Genomic DNA, 15,380 nt, shown 5'->3' with positions numbered 1-15,380 from the left:
AATTCCGGCCCGGAAAACACGTGTTTTCCAAGCCGTTTCCCGCGCCGGGAAACGGGCCTCTCCTTGTTACGGCGTCCGGTTCTCTCCGCGCATATCAGCCTGTGTATCCAGAGCTGGGTTCAGCGGGCAATTTCCTGATGGAATGCCGCAGGACAATATGTTAGCGATAACTCAACTTTAACCGGCCACATGCCAGCTGAGGCAATTGAATTGCCCCGTCTCAGGCGGCACAATGACCCGGCCCCGGGTTCTTTCCTGGCCTCAATGGAACAGCGATGTAAAATCAATGGTTTCCCGCGTCATCCCCGTCCAGCCCTTTGACCTCGTGCTGTTTGGCGCGACCGGCGACCTGGCCCGCCGCAAGATCCTGCCGGCCCTGTTCCACCGGTTCCAGATCGGCCAGTTCAACACTGAATGCCGGATCATCGGCAGCTCGCGCAGCGAGCTGAGCGCGGAAGAGTTCCGCAGCCAGACCGCCGAAGCCATCCGCGATTTCGGCCAGGATGTGGAGACCACAGCCGAGGAAATCGCCGGTTTCACCGCACTCCTGGACTATGCCGCGGTGGATGCCCGCGGCGAGAGCGGCTGGGACGTGATTCACGGGAAACTGCGCGACGATGCGGTCCGTGCGTTCTATCTCTCGGTGGGCCCCGGCCTGTTTACCGATATTGCCCGGCGTCTCAGCGAAACCGGCATCGCCACGCCCCAAAGCCGCATCGTGCTGGAGAAGCCTTTTGGCCATGACCTCGCCTCGGCCCAAGCGCTGAACGCGGCGCTGCGGGAGCACTTCGAGGAACAGCAGATCTACCGGATCGACCATTACCTGGGCAAGGAAACGGTGCAGAACCTGATGGCGCTGCGCTTTGCCAATTCGCTGTTCGAGCCGTTGTGGAACTCCTCCCATATCGACCACGTGCAGATCACCGTCGCCGAAAGCATCGGCATCGAGGGGCGCGAGGAATACTACGACAAATCCGGCGCCATGCGGGACATGGTGCAGAATCACCTGATGCAGCTCCTCTGCCTGACCGCGATGGAGCCGCCGGCCCATTTCGCCCCCAATGCGGTGCGCGACGAGAAGGTCAAGGTGATCGAGGCGCTGCGCCCGGTGCCGCAATCCAGCATCGCCCGCGGCCAGTACCGCGGCCGCAACGGCGGCAAGGCGGGCAGCAGCTACCGCGATCACGCGGGCAACCCCGCCAGCCGCACCGAAAGCTATATCGCGCTCAAGGTCGAAGTGGCGAACTGGCGCTGGGCCGGCACGCCGTTCTACCTGCGCACCGGGAAATGCCTGCGCGACCGGGTGAGCGAGATCGCGGTCTATTTCCGCGACCCGCCGCACAACATCTTCGAAGGCTCCGGCCCGGTGCACGGCAACGTGCTGGTGATCCGGCTTCAGCCCGACGAAGGCATCACCCTGAAAACCACCATCAAGGACCCCGGCCCCGGCGGCATGCGCCTCACCGGCGCCAACCTGGACATGACCTTCGCCGATGAGCTGCCGGAGTCCGGCCGCCCTCAGGACGCCTACGAGCGGCTGATCATGGATGTGATCCGCGGCAACCAGACCCTGTTCATGCGCGGCGACGAGGTCGAGGCCGCCTGGGCCTGGGCCGATCCGACCATTGCCGGCTGGGAAGACACCGGCGACGCCCCGCAGCCCTACGACAGCGGCAGCGCCGGCCCCGACGACTCGCTTTTGCTGATCCACCGCGACGGCCGCCGCTGGCGCGGTATCGGAGCCTAAGACCGCCGCCCTCCCCTTTGCCCCCGCAGTTTGCTACAAAGGCCTCCCATGAGCTTGAATTCCACACTGGCCGCCGTCACCGACCGCATCATCGCCCGCAGCGAGACCACCCGCGCCGCCTATCTGGAACGGATGCGCGCTGCCCGCGGCAAGGGGCCAGCGCGGGCGCATCTGTCCTGTTCCGGCCAGGCCCATGCCTATGCGGCCACCGGGCCCGACCAGCAGGAGCTGGCCGCAGGCAGCCAGGGCCACCTCGGCATCGTCACCGCTTACAACGACATGCTGTCGGCGCATCAGCCGTTTGAGACCTATCCCGCACTGATCCGAAATGCAGTGCGCAGGACAGGCGGCACCGCGCAGGTGGCTGGCGGCGTGCCCGCGATGTGCGACGGCGTCACCCAGGGCGAGGCCGGCATGGAGCTCAGCCTGTTTTCCCGCGACACCATCGCCCTGGCTACCGGCGTCGCGCTCAGCCACAACGTCTTCGACGCGGCCGTGTTCCTCGGCGTCTGCGACAAGATCGTGCCGGGACTGGTGATCGGGGCGCAGGCCTTTGGCCATATCCCGGCAGTGTTCCTGCCCGCAGGCCCGATGACCAGCGGCTTGTCCAATGACGAAAAGGCTCATATCCGCCAGAAATTCGCCGCTGGCGAGATCAGCCGCGAGGAGCTGCTCAAGGCCGAGATGGCCGCCTACCACGGCCCCGGCACCTGCACCTTTTACGGCACCGCCAATACCAACCAGATGCTGATGGAGTTCATGGGGCTGCACCTGCCCGGGTCGTCCTTCGTGAACCCCGGCACCCCCCTGCGCGAGGCGCTGACGGTGGAGGGCGCCAAACGCGCCCTGTCGCTCAGCGCCCTTGGCAACAATTACACCCCGGTCTGCGACGTGCTGGACGAGAAGGCCTATGCCAACGGTATCGTCGGTCTGATGGCCACCGGCGGCTCGACCAACCTGCTGATCCACCTGATCGCCATGGCGCGGGCGGGCGGCATCCTGCTGGACTGGCAGGACTTTGCAGAGCTCTCCGACGTGGTGCCGCTCCTGGCCCGTGTCTATCCCAACGGGCTGGCGGACGTGAACCATTTCCACGCGGCCGGCGGCCTCGGCTACATGATCGGCGAGCTGCTGAAGACAGGCCTCCTGCACCCGGACACAAGGACCGTGGCGGGCGAAGGGCTGGAGCATTACACGCAGGAACCCTTCCTGACCGAGGACGGCCTCACCTTCCGCCCCGGCCCCGGGCAAAGCCTGAACGACGCGGTGCTGCGCCCGGCGGAGGCGCCGTTCCAGAAGACCGGCGGGCTTAAGCGGCTGACCGGCAACCTGGGCACCGCCGTCATCAAGGTCTCGGCGGTCGCGAAGGAGCACCATGTGGTCGAAGCCCCCGCCCGCGTCTTCCACGACCAGGAAGAGGCCAAGGCGGCCTTCAAGGTGGGCGAGCTGACCGGCGACGTGATCGTGGTGGTGCGCTTCCAGGGCCCGAAGGCCAACGGCATGCCCGAACTGCACAGCCTCACCCCTTTCCTCGGCATCATGCAGGGCCGCGGCCAGAAGGTGGCGCTGGTCACCGACGGACGGATGTCTGGCGCATCCGGCAAAGTGCCAGCCGCGATCCACGTGGTGCCAGAGGCTCTGGATGGCGGGCCGATCTCCCGGATCCGGGACGGCGACCTGCTGCGGCTGGATGCGGTGAAGGGCACGCTGGAAGTCCTCACCGAAGGCGCGGTGGAGCGCGAACCCGCCACCGCCGATCTCAGCGCCTATCAGCACGGCACCGGCCGTGAGCTGTTTTCCCTGTTCCGCCGCTCGGTTGCTTCGGCCGACGAAGGCGCCAGCGTGTTTGGAGTGTAAACCATGCGGATAACCCCTCAGGACGCCAGCCTGCGCACCTGCGAGATTTGCGCCCTGGCGCCGGTGATGCCGGTGCTGGTGGTGGAGGACGCGGCCCACGCCCGCCCCCTGGCCGAAGCGCTGGTTGCCGGTGGCCTGCCTGCGCTGGAGGTCACTCTGCGCACCGGTGCCGCGCTGGACGTGATCCGCGAGATGGCACAGGTGAAGGGCGGTGTGGTGGGGGCCGGGACGCTGATAACCCCCAAGGACGCCGAAGCCGCCAAGGAGGCCGGCGCCCAGTTCGGTGTCTCCCCCGGCGCCACGGACTATCTTCTGGATGCCTGTGAATCCATCGGCCTGCCGCTCTTGCCCGGCGCCGCCACCGCGACCGAGGCAATGCGCCTGCTGGCCCGCGGCTATGGAATGCTCAAGTTCTTTCCGGCCGAAGCCTCCGGCGGCGCTCCGGCGTTGAAGTCCATTGGCGCGCCGCTGCCGCAGATCTCCTTCTGCCCCACCGGCGGCATCAGCCCCGCCAATGCCGAAACCTACCTGAGCCTGCCCAATGTGGTCTGCGCCGGCGGCAGCTGGGTGGCCCCCACGGATCTGGTCAGGGCCGGCAACTGGAGCGCCATCGAAGCACTGGCGCGCGACGCCAGCCGGCTTGGAAAAGGTTAAGCTACCGCAAAATCATTCTGGTATTTCCGCCCGCCACGGCGGATTTGCTCCGGCACGCGAAACCGAGACCGCCGCCGCCCTCACGGCAAATTGCAGGCACACCCGCAGATCCTCCCCGGTAATTTCGCCTGCCGCAGCAGCTCTCAGCAGACCCCGCTCCTGCGCCTTGGCCAGAAAGCCCGCATTGAACGTATCGCCTGCCCCGACCGTGTCAGCGACCGCGACGGGCACGGCATCTGCCGTCATAATCCGTCCGTCCGGCAGATGGGCCTCAGCCCCCCGTGCGCCGAGGGTCAGCAGCACCAGTTTGGGCCCAGCGGCGAACAGGCTGCGCAGTTTCGCGCCCGTGTCCCCGCGGGGACAGAGCCAGGAAAGGTCCTCTTCCGAGACCTTCACGATATCCGCCAGCGCAACCATTTTCTCCAGCCGCGCACGGTAGGCCGCCTCATCCCTAGCAAATCCCGCGCGCACATTCGGGTCCAGCATCAAGGGGCGGCGGCCTGCCTCACGCTGAGCCAGCGCCAGGTAGGTGTCTGCCGCGGGCGGGTTGCACAGGCTGATGCCGCCAAGCAGCAGCGCTTCCACGCTGTCCGGCAACTCCGGCAGGTCCTGTGGTATGAGTGAGGATCCGGCGGAGCCGGTATCATAGAAACTGTAGCTAGCGTTCCCGTCCGTCAGGTGGACAAAGGCCAGGGTGCAGGGCCGCGGGCTGATCACAGCCAGGGAGCTATCCACCCCGGCCTCCGCCAGGGCCTGCGACAGCTGCTGCCCGAACACATCCGTGGACAGCCCGGTGAACAGCCCTGCCCGCCCCCCGAGACGGCCCAGCGCCAGTGCGGTGTTGAACGACGCGCCGCCGCCATGCGGGACATATGCCGTCTGCCCGGCAGAGGTCTTGCCGGGGATCATGTCGATCAGCGCCTCGCCGCAGCAGAGGATCATCGCGCGGCCCCGCCGCTGCCGAAGCCAAGCGCGTTCTGATAGGCAAACAGCGCGGGCAGCCCGCCGGTGTGCAGCAGCAGCACTTTCTGCCCCTTGCGGATGGCGCCCTCCTCCAGCAGCCCCAGCAGCCCGGCAAAAGTCTTGGCGGAGTAGACCGGGTCCAGGAGGATGGCTTCGGCAGCGGCCATGCGCTGCAAAGCGTTGCGTGTCCCGCGTCCTGCTCGGCCATAACCGGGTGCCAGGGCGCCGTCCCAGGTGAGGATGTCCCCGCCGGGAAAAGGCCGCGGGATGTTCATCAGATTGGCCAGCTCTGCGGTCACCTGCTCCAGCCGCGCCTTCTGGGCTTGTGCATCGCGGCGCACGCAGATGCCAAAGACCGGCGCGGTAATGCCGGCCAGGCGCACACCGGTCAGAAAGCCGCCATGGGTGGCCCCGCTGCCCGAAGGCACCACGGCGGCATCGAAACCGCCGATCTGCGCCGCCAGCTCCGCTCCGCCCTGCACATAGCCCAGCGCACCCAGCGGCGGATGGCCTAGGCCCAGCGGGATGATGTAGGGACTGCGGCCTGCCTTGCGCAGCTCCTCTGCCCGCGCTTCCAAAGCGGCATCGGCGCCGGCTTCGTCCTCTCCCTCCGGGTAACTCATGGTCTCCGCACCCAGGATATCCGACAGGAAGACGTTGCCCGAACTGTAGTAGAGCGGATCCATGCCCGGCACCCGCTCCTCGCGCTGCAGCACCGCCTGCATCCCGTATTTCGCGGCCGCCGCGGCGGCGGTGCGGGCAAAGTTCGACTGCACCGCGCCGGTGATCAGGATGGTGTCCGCCCGGGCCGCCCGCGCAGCGCCGATATAGAACTCCAGCTGCCGGGTCTTGTTGCCGCCGAAACTGAGGCCGGTCAGGTCGTCGCGCTTGATCCAAAGGTCGAGATCCAGCTCCTCCGACAGACAGTCCAGCCGTTCCAGCGGGGTCGGCTGCGACAGCAGGCTGGCACGGGGGAAAGCAGAAAGGAGCGTGTCAATCCGGGGCATGGCAGCCTCCTTCGGTTGATCAAATCAGGCGCAGCGGCCGGCTTGCAGAACAGCCGTGCGTAAAAACACCGTAAAAGCCTGAGTGCCGGCGGAACACCTGTATCGCGGTTCAAGTGTGGTTCGACTGTGGCGCAGCCGCCTGACAGGTCAACAGAAATCTGTGCTTGCCACGCCCCAAGGCCACGGCAGCCCGGCATTCTGCGGCGCAATTCTTTCATCCAGTTGCCTGTGTGCAATTTGCCGTCCCCCTGCGTCAGCCTGCTTGAGGCCAGGGGCACGGTTGCTTTCCACCCCAGCAGCCCCCATGTCCCCTGCAACATACTGGAAATCAAAGGACCTGCATGATGGCAGACAGCTCAAACCGCCCCGCCCTGCGGGTCGACATCATCTCCGACGTGGTCTGCCCCTGGTGCGCCGTGGGCTACAACCAGCTGGCCTTTGCCGCCCGCCGCGCCGGGGTGGCTCTGGACATCCACTGGCAGCCGTTTGAGCTGAACCCGGATATGGCGCCCGAAGGCGAGGACCTGCGCGAGCATCTGGCCGCGAAATACGGCAGCACGGCGGAGCAGTCGGCCCAAGTGCGGGCGCAGCTGACAGAAATTGGCGAAGCGCTGGGGTTCACCTTCCGCTTCTTTGACGGCATGCGGATCTACAACACCTTTCAGGCGCATCAGCTGATCGAATGGGCCGAAGAGCACGGCAAGGGCCACGAAATGAAACAGGCGCTGCTGAGCGCTTACTTCACCGATGGCAAGAATGTCTCGGATCCGGAGGTGCTGGTGGAAACCGCCGAAAGCCTCGGCCTGGACGGCGCCGGTGCGCGTGCGGCCCTGGAGAGCGGCAAACACGCGGACAACGTGCGCCAGCGCGAGGCGTTCTGGATGCAGCAAGGCATCCGCGGCGTGCCTGCCATGGTGTTCAATGGCCGCCACTTGGTGACCGGCGCGCAAGGGGTGGAGAATTACGCCAGCATTCTGGAGCAGTTGGGGCTGACAGCAAAAGCGTTTTGACTGCCGGGATTTCGGAAAACGCCTAGGTGCAGATCAGTACGCTGAGCGTTCGCCCGGGCGGGAGCGGAACGCGCCCGCCGTGGGGCGGGCGGACGCGTGCCTGCCGCTGGCGCGACAGGCGAAAGGACACTAGACCAGTCAGGTCTACCCCTGCGGCAAGCACTGGGTGATTGCGGTTTCCAGCTTGTCCACCACCTCGGTGATCTGCTCATCAGTGATGATGAAGGGCGGTGCCAGCAGGATGTGGTCGCCGTTCTGGCCGTCACGGGTGCCCGACATCGGGTAGCAGATCAGCCCGGCCTGGAAGGCTGCCTTCTTGATCCGCCCCGCAAGCCCCAGCGCCGGATCAAACGGCTCCTTGGTGTCCCGGTCGGCGACCAGCTCCACCCCGCGGAACAGCCCGCGGCCGCGGATGTCGCCCACATTGGGATGCTGGCCGAAACGGTCCTCCAGTGCCGCCTGCAGCTTCTCTCCCATCTGAGCGCAGCGCTGCACCAGGCCGCGCTCCAGCATCGCCTTGACCACGGCCAGGCCCGCGGCGGTCGCCACCGGGTGGCCGATATAGGTGTGGCCGTGCTGGAAGAAGCCGGAGCCGTGCTCGATCGCCTCATAGATCTGCCGGGTGCAGAGCATCGCGCCGATCGGCTGGTAGCCGGCGCCCAAGCCCTTGGCGATGCAGAGGATATCGGGCGCCACGCCGTCCGCCTCGCAGGCAAACAGATGCCCGGTGCGGCCCATGCCGCACATCACCTCGTCCAGGATCAGCAGCACGCCGTATTGGTCGCAGATCTCGCGGATGCGCTTGAAATAGCCCTCAACCGCCGGCACCGCGCCGGAGGTGGCGCCAACAACCGGTTCCGCCATGAAGGCCATTACGGTCTCGGGGCCGAGGCGGAGGATTTCCGTCTCCAGCTCATTCGCCACCCGCTGGCCGTAGTCATAGGTGCTCTCGCCCTCAGCCCGGCCCACATACTCATAGCAGGGCGAGATATGGGTGATATCGATCAGCAGCGGTGCAAACTGGGTGCGGCGCCATTCATTGCCGCCTGCCGCCAGCGCGCCAAGGGTGTTGCCGTGGTAGCTCTGTTTGCGGGCGATGATATGGCGGCGCTGCGGCTCGCCGCGCTCCAGGTGGTACTGGCGGGCGAGCTTGATCGCGGCCTCGGTGGCCTCCGATCCGCCGGAAACGAAATAGACCCGGTCAATATCCCCCGGCGCGTTGGCCACCAGCAAGTCCGCCAGCTCTTCCGCCGGTTCCGAGGTGAGGAAACCGGTATGGGCAAAGGCCAGCTTGCCGACCTGCTCCTGCACCGCCTTGATCACATCGGCGTCGGAATGGCCCAGGCAGGAGACTGCCGCGCCGCCGGAGCCGTCGAAATAGCGCTTGCCGTCCGCGTCGATCAGATAGCAGCCGTCACCGGCAACAGCGGTGGGCAGGCTGGCTTTGGTGTGGCGGGGAAAGACATGACTCATGATCAGCACTCCTTGAGCGTATGGCCCTGGGCCTTTGCGGCCTGAACGAAGGCGGCAACCGAGGCTGCATTATCTGCCAGCAGCCCGCCTTCCGGTGTTTCGATGTTATTCTCAAATCCGATTCGCGCATCCCCTCCGGCAGCAACCGCCGCCAGCAGGCAGGCCTGTTCATGCCGCCCGAAGGCGCAGACGGCCCAGTTGAGGTGCAGACCCGCCGCGGCGCCCCGGAAGACGGTGAGCCCCTCGGGCCGGGCCAGAACCGGCGGATTGTACTTGCCCAGAACAAAGATCGCATCGCGCATGGCGCCCGGAACGGTGCCGTCCTGATACCAGGCGCGCAGCTGGGCAATGCAGTCCGGACCGTACAGGATGTGCTGCACCTGCGTGCCTGCTTCCGCGCACAGGGCATAGGCGCGCGCGGCCAGGTCCGCGTCCCGTGCCATTTCCCGCACCGAGACAGAGGCCGCCGCCGGGCGCAGCGCCTCCAGACAGGCGAACTGGGCGGCCACGTCGTAGAGGCCCGCGCTTTCCGTGGTGATCTGCACCGCCATCGCCGGCGCGCTTTCCCGCACCGCATCAAGGGCTTCGCGGTAGCGGCCCGCATCCAGCGAATGCCGCCCCTCATCATCGCGCACATGCAGGTGCAGCGCATGGGCCCCTGCAGCAAAACAGGCCGCCGCGGTTTGTGCCGTCTGCTGCAGTGTCACCGGCAGTTGCGGATGATCACCGTGCCCCCGCCGTGCCCCGTTGGGGGCCACCATCAAACTGTATTCCGCCACCGGTCTCCTCCTTTGCCGCCTGACCCGCAGCGACTCGCGCCCGGGCTGCCCGCAACCTGGCCTGTCAGCACATCCGCTCTCAAGGAGGCAATATCAGAACATATGTTTTATCGATCTGCCCCGGCGGGCTGCTGCCGTATCGTACCACCCGGCCGCCTCTGGACTTAAGCAAGCAAATGCTCTGGCCCTAACGAATTCCGCGAAACTGACGTTTCTGGTACATAATACGCCTTAAAGCCCGTGTAGGGTGCCGGGCAGCCCGATTCACTTCCAATGCCGAAAGGACATGTCATGGACGGCACGTTCAACGAAAACGATCTTTCCCGCGTGGTGGAGGCCGACAAGGCCCACATGTGGCACCACCTGTTCCAGCACAAGGCGCTGGAATCCTCCGACCCGCGCATCATTGTCGAGGGCAAGGGCATGCGCGTCTGGGATCAGAACGGCAAGGAGTTCCTGGATGCGGTCTCCGGCGGCGTCTGGACCGTCAACGTCGGCTATGGCCGCGAGAACATCTGCAAGGCGGTTTACGACCAGCTGATGAAGGTCTGTTATTTCGCCAACTCCGCGGGCTCCATCCCCGGCGCGCTGTTTGCCGAGAAGCTGATCTCCAAGATGCCGGGCATGACCCGCGTCTACTACACCAACTCCGGATCGGAGGCCAACGAGAAGGCCTTCAAGATGATCCGCCAGATCGCCCACAAGAAATACGGCGGCAAGAAAACCAAGATCCTGTACCGCGACCGCGACTACCACGGCTCCACCCTGGCGACCATGTCGGCCGGCGGCCAGGACGAGCGCAACGCGCAGTACGGCCCGTTTGCGCCGGACTTCGTCCGCGTGCCGCACTGCATGGAATACCGCAAGCATGAGCTGGGCCTGGAGCACCTGTCCGGCCGCGAGTTCGGCATCGCAGCCGCAGACAAGATCGAGGAAGTGATCCTGCGCGAAGGCCCGGACACCGTGGGCGCGCTGTGCCTGGAGCCGGTGACCGCAGGCGGCGGCGTGATCGAAGCCCCCGAGGGCTACTGGGAGCGGGTGCAGGAAATCTGCAAGAAGTACGACGTGCTGCTGCACATCGACGAAGTGGTCTGCGGCGTCGGCCGCACCGGCAAGTGGTTCGGCTACCAGCAGTACGGCATCAAGCCCGACTTCGTGACCATGGCCAAAGGCGTTGCCTCCGGCTATGCGGCGATCGCCTGCATGGTCACCACCGAGGAAGTCTTTGAAATGTTCAAGGACGACGCGGGCGATCCGCTGAACTACTTCCGCGACATCTCCACCTTCGGCGGCTGCACCGCTGGTCCCGCTGCGGCACTGGTCAACATGCAGATCATCGAGGACGAGAACCTGCTGGACAACTGCGTTGCCATGGGCGAGCGGATGCTGAACAACCTGCGCGCGCTGCAGGAAAAGCACGCCGTGATCGGCGACGTGCGCGGCAAGGGCCTGTTCCTGGGCGCCGAGCTGGTGCAGGACCGCGAGACCAAGGAGCCAGTGGACGAGAAACTGGCGCAGCAAGTGGTCGCGGAATGCGGCGCGCAGGGCGTGATCATCGGCGTCACCAACCGCTCGCTGCCGGGCCGCAACAACACCCTGTGCTTCAGCCCGGCGCTGATCGCAACCGCCAGCGACATCGACGCGATCTGCGACGCGGTCGACAAGGCCCTGACCAAGGTTTTCGGCTGACAACTTCTCCCTGTTGGACGAACTGACTGCGCCCCGGACTCCCCGGGGCGCTTTTTTGTTTGACACAAAGGAGCTTAGACCAGACGCACCGCAACCCCGCCATCCACTGCCACCGGCGCCCCGGTCACAAAACTGGCACGGTCCGACAGCAGGAACAGCGCCGCTTGGGCGATTTCCTTCGGCGCAGCCATCCGTTTCATCGGGTGCAACCCTGCGATAAAGCTGTGGATTTCCGGATTGTCGCCTGCCATTGCGGTCTTGGTCCCACCCGGCAGCACGGCATTCACCCGGATGCCATCCGCCGCAAGATCTGAAGCAAGCGATTGGACCAGCCCGGCCAGTCCGGCCTTTGACGCGGCATAAGCCCCCATGCCCGGCATCCCGCCGTTGCTGACGCCGACAAAGGAACCGGTAAAGACCAGCGATCCGCCGCCCCGCGCTTTCAGAGCTGGAACTTGCGCCTTGGCACAGAAAAAGGCGCCAGTCAGGTTGGCGGCTATCACCGCGTCCCAATTGGCGGCGTCCATTTGCTCCACCGGCCCGGTTTCACCCATCATACCCGCGTTATTGAAGGCACCGTCCAGCCCGCCGAACTCTTCTGCGGCAAGCGCCACCAGCGCCTGTGAATAGGCTTCGCTGGTGACATCACCAGCCAGAAAGGCAGCCTTGCCGCCGCTTTGGCTGATCTGCCCCGCAAGGGTCTCCAGTTCATCCTTCCGCCGCGCGCCCAGCACGACATTGGCCCCTTCTGCCGCAAACAGCAGCGCCGCGGCGGCACCAATGCCACTGCTGGCGCCGGTGATGATCAGTGTCTTGTTCTGAAGTTCCATTGTCATAGCCTCCGTTGATTGGATGGCATTGACCAAAGCGCCCCCAGCTTCTCCGCTCGACCCGTTTCCTGCGCTTGCCGCTTGGGGCAGGTCCTTTACCGCAAGAAACGGGTCAAACAGCTTTCCGGGTCAAGGGGGCCGCCCGCCCCGCCGCCAGGCGGCAGGGCAATCTTCGATTGCTTCGCGACGGGCGGGAGTACCCCGCCTGTCACGGACGCCTCAGATCAGCTGGAACAGGATGCCCGACAGGACCGCGCCGCTCACTCCAAGCCCCAGGTAAGCCGCAAAGACCCTCGGCTTGACCAGCGACCAGACAGCGGCCATGGCAGGAACCGAGCTGACCGCGCCTGCTACCATGAAGGCCATCGCCGCGCCTGCGCTCATCCCCTGCTCCATCAGCCCCGCCAGCAGCGGCGGCGCGACATAGGAGTTGAGGTAGGCAGGCATGCCGACCAGCGCCGCGGTGGCAATCGGCAGCACACCCTCGCCGCCCACCAGCCCGGCGATCACATCGGCCGGCACATAGTGGACCAGAAGCGATTCCAGCACATAGGCCAGTGCCAGCCATTTCAGCAGGAAGAGACCATTTGAGACGAACTCCTCGCGGAACTTCACCTTGCGGTCCGCCTCTGTCCAGAAGCGCCAGTTCGGCTTGGCGTCCGCCTTCGGCCCGCCGCAGCCGCAGCAGCTTTTGCTTTGCTGCTTGCGCAGCGGATTGGCAAACACCCCCTGTCCCCGCAGCAGTTTGATGGCAAAGCCGCCAAACAGCCCCAGCGCCACTGCCGCCACTGCCTTGCCTATGGCAAAGGGCCAGCCCAGCGCACCCGCGGTGATCAAAAGCGTCGGAGGGTCGATCAGCGGCGAGGACAGCCAGAACGCCATCACCGCCGACAGCGGCGCGCCAAGCGCCAGGAGGCCGGCAATGAACGGAATCACCTCGCAGGAGCAGAACGGCGCCAGCCCGCCGAACAGCGCTGCCAGCAAAATCATCCGCGTCTCGCGCCCCTCGAAGGCACGCGCCATCATCGCCTCGGCCCCCGTCGCTTTCAGATAGGCCAGCAGCAGGACCGCAAACAAAATGTATCGCGCAGTGCTGCCAAGCGCTGCCAGGGTGAATTCCACGACAGACCGGAAGTTGCCCGGATCAAGAACCGCTGCGCCTGCCAGCAGGGCAACGCTCAGCGCCCAGGGCGTCTTGAGCCGGCTGCCCAGCGTTCTTGCCTTGCCGGGGTTTTGTGTCAGTTCAACCATCGTTTGCCGCCTTCTTGCCGGCATCCGCGCAGCATTCGCTGAGGATGAAACCGGCCAACGCCTCCAGCCGGGAGAATTCGGCGCGGCTGATGGTTGAACGCCCCACACGTTCCTGCGCCACCACACCGGCGCCGGTGAGGAATTTCAGATGGTGCGCCAGGGTTGAGGGCGCAATGCCGGTGCGCTCCTGGATGTCCCCGACCGTCAGCCCGGCCTCGCCCGCCCGGATCAGGCAGCGCAGCACCTGCAGCCGCGCCTCCGATCCCATCGCGGCAAAGCCCTGTGCAGCTTCTTCCCAGTGCATGATGTCAGCTCCTCTTGATTCTATAAAACTAGTTTTATGGTTTCTTTGAGCACATTTCAAGAGCGCTGCGTTTTGTCCGAACCAATATTTGCCGGCCGCGACCTGCGATCCGGCTTGCGAAGCCAGAGCAAGGCGCAGATTCCTCCAAACTGGCCCTAAGTCCAGATTGCACCGCGTTTAAGTCCACCCTAAGGTGGCGCGCATGGCCATCTCCGTTGACACATTCTTCCTCAACCCGGACGCCCAGGGCACCCTGCAGGCGCAGATCCAGGAAATGATCGCCGAGGGCATTCTGTCCGGCCGGTTCCGGGTCGGGGAGAAGCTGCCGTCCTCGCGCAAGCTGGCGGCGCATCTCGGCATCAGCCGGATCACCGTGACGCTGGCCTATACCGAGCTGCTGGCGAACGACTATCTCACCTCGCGCGGGCGGTCGGGCTATTTCGTGTCGGAGAACGCCCCGGTGCCGCCTTCCTATACACCGCAGCAGAAGGCCGGCGATGCAATGGACTGGGACAAGGTGCTGGCGCGCAGCTTTACCGGCGGCGACACACCGCGCAAGCCCCAGGACTGGCGCGACTACCGCTATCCGTTCATTTACGGGCAGGCGGATGCGTCGCTGTTCGACCACGCCAACTGGCGGCTGTGCGCGCTCAGGGCACTGGGGCAGAAGGATTTCGCGGCGCTGGCGAATGACTACTTCGACCAGGATGACCCGCTGCTGATCGAATACATCGCCCGCCACACGCTGCCGCGGCGCGGTATCACTGCGCGGCCCCAGGAGATCCTGATCACGCTCGGGGCCCAGAATGCGCTGTGGATCACGTCTCAGCTGCTGCTGAACCGCAAGCGCCGGGCCACGGTGGAGGATCCGGCCTATTACACCCTGCGCGACCAGGTGGTGCAGACCCGCTGCCAGATGGATTGCATTCCGGTGGATGAGGGCGGGCTGCCGCCGGAGAAGATCCCGGAAGGCACCGATGTGATCTTCTGCACCCCCAGCCACCAGAGCCCGACCACCTTCACCATGCCGATGGAGCGGCGCAAGGAGCTATTGCGGCGGGCCAGCGATATCGACGCGGTGATCGTCGAGGATGACTACGAGTTCGAGATGTCGTTCCTCGGCGCCCCTTCCCCATCGCTCAAATCGCTCGATACCGAGGGGCGGGTGATCTATGCCGGAAGCTTCTCCAAGTCGCTGTTTCCCGGGCTGCGCCTGGGCTACCTGGTTGGATCGGAACCGTTTATCCGCCAGGCCAGGGCCTTGCGCGCCAGCGTGCTGCGGCATCCGCCGGGCCACGTGCAGCGCACGGTGGCCTATTTCCTGTCGCTGGGGCACTATGATGCGCAGATCCGCCGCACCGCCAAGGTGCTGCATGACCGCCGCGCCGTGATCGAGGATGCCATCCGCGCGCACGGGCTGGAGATTGCAGGCGTCGGCGGCTATGGCGGCTCCGCCCTGTGGATGCGCGCGCCGGAGGGGGTGGACACTTCGGCCGTGGCGGAGCGGCTGAAAGAGAAGAGCGTGATCATCGAACCCGGCGCGCCGTTCTTTGCCGCCGGGAACCGCAAGCAGAACTACTACCGGCTGGGGTATTCCTCGATCCCCGCCACCCGCATCGAACCCGGTCTCGCTCTGCTCGCGAGCGCATTGAAGCAGGGCTGAGCCCCCGCATACTTCCGGGCGGCTCCCGCGCCCGCGCAAGCAGCGGCTGTGCCGGCGCAGGCTGGCGGCCTTGGGCCCGGCGCCGCGCCTGGCGGCGCGGCGCGGTCACTCGAAATTGCGGGGGCAATTACGGGGACAAGGGGCGGATCACAG

13 protein-coding genes are annotated in these 15,380 nt (G+C 65.7%); 6 read left to right on the top strand and 7 right to left on the bottom strand.

Annotated features, from left to right (window positions below; all coding sequences use genetic code 11):
* Positions 1-286 precede the first annotated feature (286 nt).
* Genes zwf through eda form a run of 3 tightly spaced genes read left to right on the top strand, consistent with a single transcriptional unit; the run spans position 287 to position 4,258 of the window.
* Positions 287-1,747 (top strand): glucose-6-phosphate dehydrogenase, encoded by a 1,461-nt coding sequence (zwf, locus tag ACFMBG_RS02210; RefSeq protein WP_421053098.1) that lies wholly within the window; start codon positions 287-289, stop codon positions 1,745-1,747.
* Positions 1,748-1,795: 48 nt separating this feature from the next.
* Positions 1,796-3,604 carry a phosphogluconate dehydratase gene (gene edd / locus ACFMBG_RS02205; RefSeq protein WP_421053097.1) on the top strand — a complete coding sequence of 603 codons (1,809 nt, stop codon included), beginning with the start codon at positions 1,796-1,798 and terminating at the stop codon, positions 3,602-3,604.
* A 3-nt stretch (positions 3,605-3,607) separates the two neighbouring features.
* Positions 3,608-4,258, top strand: a complete 651-nt coding sequence (eda, locus tag ACFMBG_RS02200; protein WP_421053096.1) for a bifunctional 4-hydroxy-2-oxoglutarate aldolase/2-dehydro-3-deoxy-phosphogluconate aldolase — start codon at positions 3,608-3,610, stop codon at positions 4,256-4,258.
* 12 nt (positions 4,259-4,270) lie between these two features.
* Here the strand turns inward: eda and ACFMBG_RS02195 are convergent, their stop codons facing one another.
* The gene (locus ACFMBG_RS02195) at positions 4,271-5,200 is read right to left on the bottom strand and encodes a carbohydrate kinase family protein (RefSeq protein WP_421053095.1); all 930 of its coding nucleotides are present in this window, start codon (positions 5,198-5,200) and stop codon (positions 4,271-4,273) included.
* Positions 5,197-6,228 carry a D-cysteine desulfhydrase family protein gene (locus ACFMBG_RS02190; RefSeq protein WP_421053094.1) on the bottom strand — a complete coding sequence of 344 codons (1,032 nt, stop codon included), beginning with the start codon at positions 6,226-6,228 and terminating at the stop codon, positions 5,197-5,199. Before ACFMBG_RS02190 ends, ACFMBG_RS02195 begins: the two co-directional genes overlap by 4 nt.
* 344 nt (positions 6,229-6,572) lie before the next feature.
* Here ACFMBG_RS02190 and ACFMBG_RS02185 point away from each other — a divergent pair, with 344 nt between their 5' ends.
* A complete protein-coding gene (locus ACFMBG_RS02185) occupies positions 6,573-7,238 on the top strand; it encodes a DsbA family oxidoreductase (protein ID WP_421053093.1) in 666 nt (221 codons plus the stop codon).
* A gap of 144 nt (positions 7,239-7,382) precedes the next feature.
* Here the strand turns inward: ACFMBG_RS02185 and ACFMBG_RS02180 are convergent, their stop codons facing one another.
* Both ACFMBG_RS02180 and ACFMBG_RS02175 read right to left on the bottom strand, forming a co-directional pair.
* Positions 7,383-8,711, bottom strand: coding sequence for an aspartate aminotransferase family protein (locus ACFMBG_RS02180; protein ID WP_421053092.1), 1,329 nt, complete (start codon positions 8,709-8,711; stop codon positions 7,383-7,385).
* A 2-nt stretch (positions 8,712-8,713) separates the two neighbouring features.
* Positions 8,714-9,490 carry a beta-keto acid cleavage family enzyme gene (locus ACFMBG_RS02175; RefSeq protein ID WP_421053091.1) on the bottom strand — a complete coding sequence of 259 codons (777 nt, stop codon included), beginning with the start codon at positions 9,488-9,490 and terminating at the stop codon, positions 8,714-8,716.
* Positions 9,491-9,781: 291 nt separating this feature from the next.
* Here ACFMBG_RS02175 and ACFMBG_RS02170 point away from each other — a divergent pair, with 291 nt between their 5' ends.
* Entirely contained in the window at positions 9,782-11,179 is a 1,398-nt protein-coding gene (locus ACFMBG_RS02170) for an aminotransferase family protein (RefSeq protein ID WP_421053090.1), read from the top strand.
* A 74-nt stretch (positions 11,180-11,253) separates the two neighbouring features.
* Here the strand turns inward: ACFMBG_RS02170 and ACFMBG_RS02165 are convergent, their stop codons facing one another.
* From ACFMBG_RS02165 to ACFMBG_RS02155, 3 genes are all read right to left on the bottom strand, one after another.
* Positions 11,254-12,009, bottom strand: coding sequence for an SDR family oxidoreductase (locus tag ACFMBG_RS02165; RefSeq protein ID WP_421053089.1), 756 nt, complete (start codon positions 12,007-12,009; stop codon positions 11,254-11,256).
* Between the two features lie 219 nt (positions 12,010-12,228).
* On the bottom strand, positions 12,229-13,260 hold the full coding sequence (locus ACFMBG_RS02160) for a permease (RefSeq protein ID WP_421053088.1): 1,032 nt from the start codon (positions 13,258-13,260) through the stop codon (positions 12,229-12,231).
* Positions 13,253-13,564: an ArsR/SmtB family transcription factor gene (locus tag ACFMBG_RS02155; RefSeq protein ID WP_174148211.1), complete on the bottom strand. Its 312-nt coding sequence runs from the start codon at positions 13,562-13,564 to the stop codon at positions 13,253-13,255. Before ACFMBG_RS02155 ends, ACFMBG_RS02160 begins: the two co-directional genes overlap by 8 nt.
* 202 nt (positions 13,565-13,766) lie before the next feature.
* Between ACFMBG_RS02155 and pdxR the strand changes: the two genes are divergently transcribed.
* Positions 13,767-15,227, top strand: a complete 1,461-nt coding sequence (gene pdxR, locus ACFMBG_RS02150; RefSeq protein WP_421053087.1) for a MocR-like pyridoxine biosynthesis transcription factor PdxR — start codon at positions 13,767-13,769, stop codon at positions 15,225-15,227.
* Positions 15,228-15,380: the final 153 nt, after the last annotated feature.

It is taken from the genome of Leisingera coralii (assembly GCF_049056525.1).
GTDB classification, from domain to species: domain Bacteria; phylum Pseudomonadota; class Alphaproteobacteria; order Rhodobacterales; family Rhodobacteraceae; genus Leisingera; species Leisingera coralii.
This window is presented reverse-complemented; position numbering and strand designations above follow the sequence as displayed.